The 12,009-nt window shown below is 66.3% G+C and carries 12 protein-coding genes; 8 read left to right on the forward strand and 4 right to left on the reverse strand.

The features are described 5' to 3' along the window. Positions 1–576 precede the first annotated feature (576 nt). The 4 genes from IE097_RS18340 (at position 577) to IE097_RS18355 (ending at position 4,326) form a co-directional block, all read left to right on the forward strand. Complete coding sequence (locus tag IE097_RS18340) at positions 577–1,968, forward strand: GntP family permease (RefSeq protein ID WP_189462358.1); 1,392 nt, start codon at positions 577–579, stop codon at positions 1,966–1,968. Between the two features lie 10 nt (positions 1,969–1,978). Next, positions 1,979–2,755, forward strand: a complete 777-nt coding sequence (locus tag IE097_RS18345; RefSeq protein WP_189462359.1) for a 3-hydroxybutyrate dehydrogenase — start codon at positions 1,979–1,981, stop codon at positions 2,753–2,755. A gap of 211 nt (positions 2,756–2,966) precedes the next feature. Further along, positions 2,967–3,668 carry a CoA transferase subunit A gene (locus IE097_RS18350; protein WP_189462360.1) on the forward strand — a complete coding sequence of 234 codons (702 nt, stop codon included), beginning with the start codon at positions 2,967–2,969 and terminating at the stop codon, positions 3,666–3,668. 1 nt (position 3,669) lies between these two features. Then, positions 3,670–4,326: a 3-oxoacid CoA-transferase subunit B gene (locus IE097_RS18355; protein WP_189462361.1), complete on the forward strand. Its 657-nt coding sequence runs from the start codon at positions 3,670–3,672 to the stop codon at positions 4,324–4,326. A gap of 47 nt (positions 4,327–4,373) precedes the next feature. On the opposite strand, the gene IE097_RS18360 is transcribed toward IE097_RS18355, so the two are convergent. Together IE097_RS18360 and IE097_RS18365 are read right to left on the reverse strand one after the other, a co-directional pair. Then, positions 4,374–5,048 carry a MarC family NAAT transporter gene (locus IE097_RS18360; protein WP_189462362.1) on the reverse strand — a complete coding sequence of 225 codons (675 nt, stop codon included), beginning with the start codon at positions 5,046–5,048 and terminating at the stop codon, positions 4,374–4,376. Positions 5,049–5,064: 16 nt separating this feature from the next. Next, entirely contained in the window at positions 5,065–6,312 is a 1,248-nt protein-coding gene (locus IE097_RS18365; protein ID WP_189462363.1) for a 6-phosphofructokinase, read from the reverse strand. Positions 6,313–6,537: 225 nt separating this feature from the next. Between IE097_RS18365 and IE097_RS18370 the strand changes: the two genes are divergently transcribed. From IE097_RS18370 to IE097_RS18385, 4 genes are read left to right on the forward strand one after another with little or no spacing between them, the layout of a single operon-like run. Next, entirely contained in the window at positions 6,538–7,965 is a 1,428-nt protein-coding gene (locus tag IE097_RS18370) for a circularly permuted type 2 ATP-grasp protein (RefSeq protein WP_189462364.1), read from the forward strand. Positions 7,966–7,990: 25 nt separating this feature from the next. Beyond that, positions 7,991–8,908, forward strand: a complete 918-nt coding sequence (locus IE097_RS18375; RefSeq protein WP_229797659.1) for an alpha-E domain-containing protein — start codon at positions 7,991–7,993, stop codon at positions 8,906–8,908. A 12-nt stretch (positions 8,909–8,920) separates the two neighbouring features. After that, positions 8,921–9,727 (forward strand): transglutaminase family protein, encoded by an 807-nt coding sequence (locus tag IE097_RS18380; RefSeq protein WP_189462365.1) that lies wholly within the window; start codon positions 8,921–8,923, stop codon positions 9,725–9,727. Positions 9,728–9,761: 34 nt separating this feature from the next. After that, a complete protein-coding gene (locus tag IE097_RS18385) occupies positions 9,762–10,490 on the forward strand; it encodes a proteasome-type protease (RefSeq protein WP_189462366.1) in 729 nt (242 codons plus the stop codon). 24 nt (positions 10,491–10,514) lie between these two features. On the opposite strand, the gene IE097_RS18390 is transcribed toward IE097_RS18385, so the two are convergent. Further along, positions 10,515–10,898 (reverse strand): hypothetical protein, encoded by a 384-nt coding sequence (locus IE097_RS18390; RefSeq protein ID WP_189462367.1) that lies wholly within the window; start codon positions 10,896–10,898, stop codon positions 10,515–10,517. 89 nt (positions 10,899–10,987) lie between these two features. Next, positions 10,988–11,968, reverse strand: coding sequence for a glycosyltransferase family 2 protein (locus IE097_RS18395; protein ID WP_189462368.1), 981 nt, complete (start codon positions 11,966–11,968; stop codon positions 10,988–10,990). Between the last annotated feature and the right edge of the window lie 41 nt (positions 11,969–12,009).

Consider the following 12,009-nt stretch of genomic DNA (forward strand, 5'->3'; position numbering starts at 1 on the left):
ACAACAGGCGCTGGTCCTGGTTGAACGCGGCGGCGAATGACGCGAGCAGGCTGGTGAGGTCCATCGGCAGAGATGAAAGTAAAAGGTAAGTCGGCGATTATCAACACCGCGATTTTTTCTAGTCAATAAATTAAAGATAAACGAAAGAAATTATCTAACGAACGTAAGTACATCCGGCGCCGAACGCGCCAATACCGTCATGGCCGCGATGGGGCACACAGCGTCATTCAAGCAGCATGGAACCAGTGCCACGCGCACGACGGCAGCATTCTCCAGTTGGAGACAACCGTCTCGATACGGAGACTTTCGCCAGATTGACGAGTACACCGCTGATTTCAATGGCTATTTTCGTGCGCCCGACCGCTGAGATCCGTCTATATCCGGAGACACGCCATCGGATCCTCCGGCCAGGACCCCAGCATCGGTGCGGCCTGCACGCCGATTCCGGCCTGGCACGGAGTCTGCTTCCATACCGGCAGCGCACCAGCACGGGGCTTCCGTGCCGGCAGCCGGCGCGACGCGTGGTGACAGGGGCACGATCACCACCGTTCGCACACATCCACTGGAGGAGCATTCATGGCATTCGTCATTGCACTGGCCGCACTGGTTTTCCTGATGCTGGCCGCCTACCGCGGTTACAGCGTCATCCTGATGGCCCCGATCGCCGCGCTCGGCGCGGTACTGCTGACCGATCCGTCGGCGGTGGCGCCGGTCTTTTCCGGCGTGTTCATGGAAAAAATGGTCGGCTTCATCAAGCTGTACTTCCCGGTCTTCCTGCTCGGCTCGGTGTTCGGCAAGCTGGTCGAGCTCTCGGGGTTTTCCAAGGCCATCGTCGCCGCGGTGATCCGCTGGATCGGTGCCAGCCGGGCGATCACCGTCATCGTCGTCGTCTGTGCACTGCTGACCTACGGCGGCGTCTCGCTCTTCGTCGTCGTCTTCGCCGTCTACCCGTTCGCGGCCGAGCTGTTCCGCCAGAGCCGGATTCCGAAACGGCTGATTCCGGGCGTGATCGCCCTCGGCGCCTTCTCGTTCACGATGGACGCACTGCCCGGCACGCCGCAGATCCAGAACATCATCCCGACGACCTTCTTCAAGACCACCACGTGGGCCGCGCCGACACTGGGCGTGATCGGCGCGATCTTCATCATCATCGTCGGCATCGCCTACCTCGACTGGCGCCGTCGTTCGCTGCAGGCCAAGGGTGAAGGCTACGGCACCAGCCTCGTCAACGAGCCCGAACCGGTCGATACCAGCAAGCTGCCGTCGCCGTGGCTGGCGATTGCGCCGCTGGTGCTGATCGGTGTCGCCAACTTTGCCTTCACAAAGCTGATCCCGCTCTGGTACGGCAAGGAGCACGTGCTGACGCTGCCGGGCATGGCCAAGCCGGTGACGACGGCAATTCCGGCAATCACCGCGATCTGGGCGGTCGAAGCCGCACTGATCCTCGGCATCGTCTTCGTCCTCGTCACCGCCTTCGGCACCGTGAAGCAGAAGATCGCCGAAGGTACCAAGACCGCGATTGGCGGCGCCATGCTCGCGGCGATGAACACCGCGTCCGAGTACGGCTTCGGCGCGGTTATCGCCGCGCTGCCGGGCTTCATCGTCATCCGCGAGGCACTGCAGAGCATCCCGAACCCACTGGTCAACGCCGCGGTCACCGTCAGCTCGCTCGCCGGCATCACCGGCTCGGCGTCGGGCGGGATGAGCATCGCACTGGCCGCGATGTCCGAGCACTTCATCGCCGCCTGCCAGGCTGCCGGCATTCCGCTCGAAGTGCTGCACCGCGTCGTCGCGATGGCCAGCGGCGGCATGGACACGCTGCCGCACAACGGCGCAGTGATCACCGTACTTGCGGTCACCGGCCTGACCCACCGCGAGTCGTACCGCGACATCTTCGCCGTCACGGTGATCAAGACGCTCGCGGTTTTCGTCGTCATTGCCACCTACTACCTGACCGGCTTGGTCTGAGGAAACCGACATGAGCGCACTGAAAGGCAAGACCGCCCTCGTCACCGGCTCGACCAGCGGCATCGGCCTCGGCATTGCAAAAACGCTGGCGCAGGACGGCGCCAACATCCTGCTCAATGGCTTCGGTGACGTCGAAGCTGCGATCAGCCAGATCGAGCGGCTCGGCGTCAGGGTCCGCCACCATGGCGCCGACATGAGCCGACCCGAGGAAATCGAGGCGCTGATGCGTTTCGCCGCGAGCGAGTTCGGCGGCGCCGACATCGTCGTCAACAACGCCGGCATCCAGCACGTTGCGCCGCTGATCGATTTTCCGCCCGAAAAATGGGACGCAATCCTCGCCATCAACCTGTCCTCGGCGTTCCACACCACGCGGCTGGCGCTCCCTGCCATGCTGGCGAAGGGCTGGGGCCGCATCGTCAACATCGCCTCGGTGCACGGCCTCGTCGCCTCGGCCAACAAGTCGGCCTACGTTGCCGCCAAGCACGGTCTGGTCGGGCTGACCAAGGCGGTCGCGCTCGAAACCGCCGGCACCGCAATCACCTGCAACGCACTGTGTCCGGGCTGGGTACTGACACCACTGGTCCATCAGCAGATCGACACCCGCGCCAACCGGAGCGGCCGTGACTTCGCCACCGAGCAGAAAGCGCTGTTGCTGGAAAAGCAGCCGTCGGGCGATTTCGTCACGCCCGAGCAGCTCGGCGCGCTGACCCTGTTCCTGTGCAGCGATGCGGCGGCACAGGTACGCGGCGCGGCGTGGAACATCGACGGCGGCTGGGCCGCCCAGTAAACCGGCCTCATCGGGCGGCTGCGCCTGTGCATTTCGCTTCCGTCCGGTGCGCGGCCCCCCGCGGGGCTACCTTCGGATCGTCCTCAGGGACATCGAGTTCATTGCCGTTCCCGTGCTTAGGGCGGAACCGAGCCGCTTTGGCCCGCTCGCCCGCCAAGACCGGTTTGTCCCGTTTTGATGCCCCAAATCCTCCCGCTTCAAGAGGCACCTCATGAACAAGCTCTTTACCGATGCGGCCAGTGCGCTGGTCGACATCATCCGCGACGGCCAGACCATCGCCGTCGGCGGCTTCGGTCTTTGCGGCATTCCCGAAGTCCTGATTGCCGCACTGCGCGACAGTGGCGTGCGCAATCTGACGGCCATTTCCAACAATGCCGGCGTCGACGGCTTCGGCCTCGGCCAACTGCTGGAGTCACGCCAGATCAGGAAAATGATTTCGTCCTATGTCGGCGAGAACAAGGAGTTCGAGCGCCAGTACCTCGCCGGCGAACTCGAGCTCGAATTCACGCCGCAAGGCACGCTCGCCGAGAAGCTGCGCGCCGGCGGTGCCGGCATCCCGGCCTTCTTCACCCGCACCGGCTACGGCACGCTGGTCGCCGAAGGCAAGGAAGTCCGGGATTTCGGCGGCGTGCCCCACATCCTCGAACACGCACTGGTCGCCGACATCGCTCTGGTCAAGGCCTGGAAAGCCGATACCGCCGGCAACCTCGTCTACCGGCGCACCGCGCGCAACTTCAACCCGAACGTCGCCACCGCCGGGCGGATCACCGTCGCCGAGGCCGAGATCATCGTCGCGCCCGGCGAACTCGATCCGGACGAGATCCACACGCCGGGCATCTTCGTCCACCGGCTGGTGCACAACCCGCGACCGGAAAAACGCATCGAACAGCGCACCACGCGCCAAGGAGACTGACATGCCCTGGACCCGCGAACAGATGGCCGCCCGTGCGGCACAGGAACTGCAGGACGGCTTTTACGTGAACCTCGGCATCGGCCTGCCGACCTTGGTCGCCAACCACATTCCCGACGGGATCGACGTCTGGCTGCAGTCGGAGAACGGGCTGCTGGGCATCGGCCCGTTCCCGCTCGACGCGGACGTCGACGCCGACCTGATCAACGCCGGCAAGCAGACGATTACCGCCCTGCCCGGTTCGGCGACGTTCAGCTCGGCCGATTCGTTCGGGATGATCCGCGGCGGCAAGATCAACCTGGCGATCCTCGGCGCGATGCAGGTCAGCGAATCCGGCGACCTCGCCAACTGGATGATTCCCGGCAAGATGGTCAAGGGCATGGGCGGCGCCATGGACCTCGTTGCCGGTGTCGGCCGGGTCATCGTGCTGATGGAGCATGTCGCCCGGAAAAAGGACGGCAGCGAAGAGCAGAAGATCCTGCCGCACTGCACCCTGCCGCTGACCGGCGTCGGTGTCGTCGACCTGATCGTCACCGATCTGGGGGTGCTGCAGGTCGGGCCGGACGGCATCGACGTGATCGAGCTCGCACCCGGCGTCAGCCGCCATGACATGGTCGAGCGCACCGGTGTGCCGCTGGGCTTCGGCCGGCTGCTGCAGTAACGAAAAACCGGCCCTCCGAGGCCGTTTTTTTCGTTCAGGTCCGCCGGTCAGCGCCCAGCGCCCGGCCAGAACGACGGGTCCCGCAGCAGGCCGGCGATGCCGTCGATGAAGAACTGGATGCCGATGCAGATCAGGAAGAAGCCCATCAGGCGGGCGATGGCATTGAGGCCGGTTTCGCCAAGCTTCCAGTACAGCTTGAACGCCACACGCAGCAGCAGCCAGTTGATCAGCGCGGTCAGCATGATGCCGACGCAGACCGACGCATAACCGAGCCACAACGGCAGCACCGTGCTGTTGTGGATCGTCGACGACAGCGAGATCACCGCGGCGATCGACCCCGGGCCCGCCAGCGACGGCATCGCCAGCGGCGTGAACGAGACGTCCTGTTTGCGCTTGGCTTCCTGCTTCGCCGCATTCGGCAGCGGGCCGTTCTCGGGGGGAAACAGCATCCGGAAACCGAGGTAGCTGATGATCAGTCCGCCGGCGATCCGCAAGCCCGGAATCGAAATGCTGAAGAAATCCATGATCAGTGCCCCGACGAGCAGGAACACGATCAGGATCTCGGCCATGTAGATGCAGGCGCGCTTGAGCTGCCGCTGCCGTTCCTCGTCGGAGAGGTCGGCCGTGATCGACAGCACCAGCGGTGCCGCCGACAGCGGATTGGTGATCGGCAGCAGCGCCAGCAGCGCGGCCAGGACGTAGGAGAAGATCGCGGCGATCATCCCCTAACCCTAGCGCTTAGCCCCGCTCGAACGGAATCAGTTTTTTCGGCAGATGGGAAAATTGCCAGCGCGGATACGCCGGCAGCCCGTCGACGAACGGCGGCGGGGCCTCGCCGACGATCAGCGGCGCAAAGTAGGCACGGCCTTCGGCCGAGAGGCGCCAGCCGTCGGCATCGAGGTATTCGCGCGGCAGCGGCTTTTCGCGGTTGGCGACGTCGTGCAGCGGCACCGCGTCGATGCGCCAGCGGTACGGCTCGCTGTCTTCGCGGATGATCGCCGGCATCACGCTGCGCTGGCCCTTGACCGCGAATTCGACCGCGGCCTCGCCCACGGCGATCGCCTGTGCCAGATCGGTCGCCGAAGCGATGTGCCGCGCGGCACGCTGCAGGTAGTCGGCGACGGCCCAGTGGCACTTGTGGCCGAGCTCGTCCTTGATCAGCCTGGCGAGGATCGGCGCGACGCCGCCGAGCTGGATGTGGCCGAACGCATCGGCGCCACCGGCTTCGGACAGGAAGGTGCCCTTGGCGTCACGCGTGCCTTCGGCGGCGACGATGGTGCAGTAGCCGACGCGGGCGATCGTTTCCTTCACCGCCTTGAGGAAGCGGCCCGGCTCGAACGCGACTTCCGGCGTCAGGATCAGGTGCGGCGCCGCGTCGTTGTCCTGCGCGGCAAGGCCGGCCGAAGCGGCGATCCAGCCGGTGTGGCGGCCCATCACCTCGAGGATGAAGACCTTGGTCGAGCTGGCGGCCATCGACGCCACGTCGAGGCCGGCTTCGCGGATCGCGGTGCCGACGTACTTGGCGACCGAACCGAAGCCCGGCGAGCAGTCGCTGTGCGGCAGGTCATTGTCGATGGTCTTCGGCACGTGCACCGCGGTCAGGTCGTAGCCGTGGTACTGGGCGAATTCGGCGACCTTGAGGCAGGTGTCGGCCGAGTCGCCGCCGCCGTTGTAGAACAGGTAACCGATGTCGTGGGCGGCGAAGAGTTCGAACAGCCGCGTCAGCTCGGCGCCGTGGCGCAGCTTGTGCCGGCACGAACCGAAGGCGCCGCCGGGCGTCGTCTTCAGTGCAGCGAGGTCGGCATCGCTCAGCTGAGCGGTATCGATCAGCACCTCGTCGAGCGCACCGAGGATGCCGTTCTGTGCGGCGTAAACGGTCCCGATCACGTCGGGATGGCGCCGTGCGGCGCTGATGACGCCGTAGGCTGAGGCGTTGATGACCGGGGTGACACCGCCCGATTGGGCGTAAAGCGCATTCTTCGGCATGGCCGGCTCCGAGCTGGGTTTCTTCCTCATTAATTTGGCGCAGTGCAGCAGCCCGGGCCATCGGGAGTTTCCGACATGGGGCAATCCCTGTGCGCCGCGTTGTCGGGCGCACCATGACGGGGCATGAACCATGGTGCAACCGGCCGCCGGGGCCGTCAAACCGTCGCCGGAACCGGGCACGCTCCTTGCTGGACATCAGGGGTAGCCAGGAGTCAGGAGCACACCATGCACAGAATCCATCCCCCGCTCGCCGGCTGCTTTGACGAGATGCTCGCCGACGACGGCGAAACGCGCGGCCATTACCGCGACTTCCTCCAGTGGCTGACCGCGCAGTCGCCGGAGACGCTGGGTCAGCGCCGCCACGAGGCCGAACTGCTGTTCCACCGCGTCGGCATCACCTTCGCCGTCTACGGCGACGACAGCGGGTCCGAGCGGCTGATCCCGTTCGACACGATTCCGCGCATCCTGCCGGCCAGCGAATGGCAGGTGCTCGAGGTCGGCCTCCGGCAGCGCACCGCAGCGCTGAACGCCTTCCTGCACGACATCTACCACGAGCAGCACATCCTGCGCGCCGGGCTGGTGCCGGCCGAGCAGGTGATGGTCAACAACCAGTATCAGGTCGCGATGCAGGGGCTGGACCTGCCGCACCGCACCTATGCGCACATTGCCGGCGTCGACGTGATCCGCCATGCCGACGGCGGCTACTACGTGCTCGAGGACAACCTGCGCGTGCCGTCCGGCGTCAGCTACATGCTCGAGAACCGCAAGATGATGATGCGGCTGTTTCCCGAGCTGTTCGCCCGCTACGCGGTCGCCCCGGTCGAGCACTACCCGAGCCTGCTGCACGATACGCTGCGCGAGGCGACGCACGCCGACAATCCGACCGTCGTCGTCATGACGCCGGGGCATTACAACAGCGCCTACTTCGAACACGCCTTTCTCGCGCAGCAGATGGGCGTCGAGCTGGTCGAGGGCCGCGACCTGTTCGTCGAGCGCGACCACGTCTACATGCGCACCACGGCCGGCCCCCGTCAGGTCGACGTGATTTACCGGCGGATCGACGACATCTACCTCGATCCGCTGGTGTTTCGCGCCGATTCGATGCTCGGCGTACCGGGTCTGCTGTCGGCCTACCGCAAGGGCAACGTGATCCTCGCCAACGCCATCGGCACCGGCGTCGCCGACGACAAGTCGATCTACCCCTACGTGCCGGAAATGATCCGCTTCTACCTGTCGGAGGAGCCGGTCCTCAACAACGTGCCGACCTGGCAGTGCCGCAAGCCCGACGAGCTCTCGCATGTACTGGCCCATCTCCATGAGCTGGTCGTCAAGGAAGTCCACGGCGCCGGCGGCTACGGCATGCTGATCGGGCCGAAGGCGAGCCGCGCCGACATCGACGACTTCCGCGCCCGGCTGCTCGCCGATCCGGCCAACTACATCGCCCAGCCGACGCTGGCGCTGTCGACCTGCCCGACCTTCGTCGACGAGGGCATCGCCCCGCGGCACATCGACCTGCGGCCCTTCGTGCTGTCGGGCAAGGACGTGCGCATCGTCCCGGGCGGGCTGTCGCGCGTTGCACTGACGCGCGGCTCGCTGGTCGTCAACTCGTCGCAGGGCGGCGGGACCAAGGACGCCTGGGTGCTCGAAGCCTAGGGCGCAACAACGGGGAGAAACCATCATGATGCTCAGCCGCACCGCCGACCACCTGTACTGGATGAGCCGTTACCTCGAGCGCGCCGAGAATCTGGCCCGCCTGCTCGACGTGAGCTTCAGCCTGTCGCTGCTGCCGCAGTCGAAAGGCGCGCGTGCCGAGATGAGCGCACCGCTGGTGATCACCGAAACGCTGCAACAGTACAACACCCGCCACGACACGCTGAGCGCGCAGACACTGTTCGACTTCATGGCGCTCGACCGCGACAACCCGGCCAGCATCGTCTCGTGCCTGAAACTGGCGCGCGAGAACGCCCACGCGGTGCGCGGCAAGATTCCGGTCGAGATGTGGGAGAACATCAACGCCACGTGGCTGCAGGCCAAACAGCTGCCATCTGCGGTCAATGTCGGCGAATTCTTCGACTGGGTGAAGGAGCGCTCGCACCTGTTCCGCGGCGTTGCCTATGGCACGGTACTGCGCGGCGATGCCTATTCGTTCGTCCGGCTCGGCACTTTCGTCGAGCGCGCCGACAACACCGCGCGGCTGCTCGACGTGAAGGCCAGCCTGATGGACAGCGGCCACGGCGTCGACGACTTTTACGCATGGAGTGCGCTGCTGCGCGCACTGTCGGCGTACGAGGCCTACCTCGAGCTCTACCGCGAGCCACCGAATGCCCAATCGGTCACCGAACTGCTGCTGCTGTCGCCGCGGCTGCCGCGTTCGCTGCGCGCCAGCATGGAAGCCATCTGCAAGATCCTCGCGCAGATCGAAGGCGAGGACAGCCGCGTGGCGCAGCGCGACGCCAACGCCATCCGCAACGAGCTGCACTTCGTCCGCGCCGACGAGATTCTCCGGTTCGGCCTGCACGACTACCTGAACCAGCGGCTCATCGACATCAACACCCTGGGCGAGCGGATCTATGATGCCTATCTCAAGGCAGCCTGAAGCGGAACCGCGATGAAGCTCGCCATCCAGCACGAAACCGTCTACCGCTACACCGAGCCGGTGCAGTACAGCATGCAGCTGCTGCGGCTCACGCCGCAAAGCGACAGCGGCCAGCAGGTCCTCGGCTGGCAACTGACGCTGCCCGCGCCCGCCAGCGCCGGACGCGACGGCTACGGCAATGTCGAGCACCTGCTCGGATTGGCCGGACGGCACCAGGAAATCCGCCTGCTCGCCGCCGGCATCGTCGAGACCGGCCCGCGCGACGCGCCACGCCATACGGCGCGCTCGCCGCTACCCTTCCTGCGCAGCACGCCGCTGACGCAGGCCGACGGCGCACTCCGGAGTTTTGCCGCGCGTTATCGCGACCACGTCGGCCGTCATGGCGGACCGGCGCTGAGCGACCTGATGGCCGACCTACTCGACCGCATGCCCTATACGCCGGGCGCCACCGACAGCACGACCACTGCGGCGCAGGGCTTCGCACTCGGCGCCGGCGTCTGCCAGGACCATGCGCACGCCTTCGTCGCCGCCTGCCGCACGCTCGGCGTGCCGGCCCGCTACGTCAGCGGTTATCTGTACACCGAGCACGACCATCACATCGCCAGTCACGCATGGGCCGAGGCCTGGTGCCGCGACGGCTGGCACGGCTACGATGTCAGCAACGCCTGCCGCCCGGACGAGCGCTACGTGCGTCTGGCCGTCGGCCTCGACTATCTGGAGGCCGGACCGGTCCGCGGACTGCGCCGTGGCGGCGGCGCCGAAACGATGGATTCGCATGCCCGTGTCAGTCTGGCCGCGCAGCACGAGCAGTCCCAGTGAACGCCGACGACCGCGCAAACCAAGGGGAAACACCATGACCTACTGTGTCGGCATGCGGCTGGAAAGCGGTCTGCTGTTTGCGTCCGACACCCGCACCAACGCGGGGGTCGACCACATTGCGACGTTCCGCAAGATGCACGCGTTCGCGCTACCCGGCGAACGGCTGGTCGTGCTGCTCGCCGCCGGCAATCTGGCGACGACGCAAAGCGTGGTCAGCCTGCTGCGTGCCCGCAGTACCGGTGACGGCCCCAGCCTGTTGTCGGTGCGCTCGCTGTACGAGGCCGCCGAGCTGGTCGGCGCGCCCCTGCGCGAAGTCATTGCCCGCGATGCGGGCAGCGACGGCATGAACCAGGGTATCGACTTCGGCGGCTCCTTCATTGTCGGCGGCCAGATTCGTGGCGAAGCACCACGGCTGTTCAACGTCTACCCGCAGGGCAACTTCATCGAGGCGAGCGAAGACACGCCGTATTTCCAGATCGGCGAAGCCAAGTACGGCAAGCCGATCATCGACCGGGTCGTCCACTACCGCACGCCGCTGGCCGAGGCGGCCAAATGCACGCTGATCTCGTTCGACTCGACGATACGCAGCAACCTGTCGGTCGACCTGCCGATCGACCTGCTGCAATACCGGCCCGACAGTTTTGCCGCCGCCGAGCCGTACCGGATCAGTGCCGACAATCCCTACTTCAACCAGATCCGCACTGCCTGGGGCAGCGGACTTCGTCAGGTTTTTGCCGGGCTGCCCGACGCCGACTGGCTGTAGTGCGACGACGAAGGCGCCGCAGCCTTACGCCACCGAACGGTAAAGCCAGTTCAGCAATTCGCCCGGATCGCCCCGCATGACCTTGCGCAACTCGAGCCTGACGTCCTCGTGCGGCATGCCCTGTGCGGTCAGCGCATCGAGCACGTAATCGAACTCGCCCCGCAGATCACCGTGACTGCGACGCTCGACCTGACAGGTCTGCATCACCGCGCCACAGCTGCAACGTCGCCAGCGGCTGACCGAACCGTCGTGCACGTCGGTCGACGGCGGTGTCTCGGCCTCTGCGGTCTGCGCGACAAAGGCGTCGTAACTGTCGAACGCGCGGCGACAGCCCGGACACGCATGCGGATAGGCGAGGATCTGCTGCGGCAGCGCCATTTCGCCCGAATACCCACTCGGCTTGCTCATCTCTCACCCCGTCTATTAGCTGACGTAGTTCTTTTATAAGCCGCGTTGCAACATGCAAGGCTGATCAGGCAAAAACCGGCCGATGATCGTCACGCCGGCCCGAACAGCCGCTCGGGACAGGCGTCGTACATCGCATCGCCGTCACCGCCCAATCCCCGCACGAGGAGCGGTGCCAGCCGCGCCGCCAGCCGCGCCGGGTCATAGCGCCCGCTGACGGCATTGGCAGCCAGCAATGTCGCATGCCAGCGGCGGACCTCGCCCGGCGCCAGCCGGGCCGCGGTATCGCCGTACGGCCACGACCAGTACGGTGACAGCGCGGCATGCACCGCCAGCAGGCCGTCGTCGACGGGCACGCCCAGCGCGACCAGCTGGCGTCGCCACAGTGCCAGTACGGCAGGATGCGGCGTCGCGGCCGACAACGTGGCGGTCATCTGCGCCGGATGCAGCCGGTAATCGACCAGCGGCTGTCCGCAATTGCCGAGCCGGCCGCGCTCGGCGAGCCGCACGAAGAAATCCCAGTCTTCGGCCATGCCGGTGCCCGGCGTGCGCCAGACGTCGAGCGCCCCCCACGCGGAGCGACGCAGCATCAGCGCCGGCTGGGCCATCGCGCAATAGAACAGCAACTCGACGCGGATCGCGGCATCGTCGACCGGGAAACGCCGGCAACGTCCGCGGGTGCCGTCCGGCGCCAGTTCGATCATGTCGGCACCGGCAGCGACCAGATCGGGATGCGCCGCCAGATAGGCTGCCTGTACGGCAAAGCGCTGCGGGTGGGTCAGGTCGTCGCCGTCGGCAAACGCCAGCCAGTCGCCCGTGGCCTGCGCCATCGCGGTGTTCAGCGCATTGGCAAGGCCGCGGTTGCCGTCGTGGCGCAGGTGGCGCACGACGAACGGCGCCCTGCCGGCCCAGGCATCGACCGCGTCGGCCAGCGTCGGTGCCGAACCGTCGTCGACCAGCACGAGTTCGACGCCGGCAAAGCCGCGCAGATCGGCCGCGGCGATCGAATCGAGCTGGGCCCGCAGCAACGGCCACGGCGTGTTGAAGTAAGGCAGCAGGACGGACAGGCGCATCGGGGATTCCGGCAGCGGATACGACAACGCCCCGCAATGCG

The sequence above is a fragment of the Jeongeupia chitinilytica genome (assembly GCF_014652315.1).
GTDB lineage: Bacteria > Pseudomonadota > Gammaproteobacteria > Burkholderiales > Chitinibacteraceae > Jeongeupia > Jeongeupia chitinilytica.

Excerpts from the sequence above, each read along its gene's own strand:
- IE097_RS18370 (WP_189462364.1), top strand. The coding sequence starts at position 6,538 with ATGCACAGAATCCATCCCCCGCTCGCCGGCTGCTTTGACGAGATGCTC.
- IE097_RS18350 (WP_189462360.1), top strand. The coding sequence starts at position 2,967 with ATGAACAAGCTCTTTACCGATGCGGCCAGTGCGCTGGTCGACATCATC.
- IE097_RS18360 (WP_189462362.1), bottom strand. The coding sequence starts at position 5,048 with ATGATCGCCGCGATCTTCTCCTACGTCCTGGCCGCGCTGCTGGCGCTG.
- IE097_RS18355 (WP_189462361.1), top strand. The coding sequence starts at position 3,670 with ATGCCCTGGACCCGCGAACAGATGGCCGCCCGTGCGGCACAGGAACTG.
- IE097_RS18390 (WP_189462367.1), bottom strand. The coding sequence starts at position 10,898 with ATGAGCAAGCCGAGTGGGTATTCGGGCGAAATGGCGCTGCCGCAGCAG.
- IE097_RS18365 (WP_189462363.1), bottom strand. The coding sequence starts at position 6,312 with ATGCCGAAGAATGCGCTTTACGCCCAATCGGGCGGTGTCACCCCGGTC.
- IE097_RS18375 (WP_229797659.1), top strand. The coding sequence starts at position 7,991 with ATGATGCTCAGCCGCACCGCCGACCACCTGTACTGGATGAGCCGTTAC.
- IE097_RS18385 (WP_189462366.1), top strand. The coding sequence starts at position 9,762 with ATGACCTACTGTGTCGGCATGCGGCTGGAAAGCGGTCTGCTGTTTGCG.
- IE097_RS18395 (WP_189462368.1), bottom strand. The coding sequence starts at position 11,968 with ATGCGCCTGTCCGTCCTGCTGCCTTACTTCAACACGCCGTGGCCGTTG.
- IE097_RS18380 (WP_189462365.1), top strand. The coding sequence starts at position 8,921 with ATGAAGCTCGCCATCCAGCACGAAACCGTCTACCGCTACACCGAGCCG.
- IE097_RS18340 (WP_189462358.1), top strand. The coding sequence starts at position 577 with ATGGCATTCGTCATTGCACTGGCCGCACTGGTTTTCCTGATGCTGGCC.
- IE097_RS18345 (WP_189462359.1), top strand. The coding sequence starts at position 1,979 with ATGAGCGCACTGAAAGGCAAGACCGCCCTCGTCACCGGCTCGACCAGC.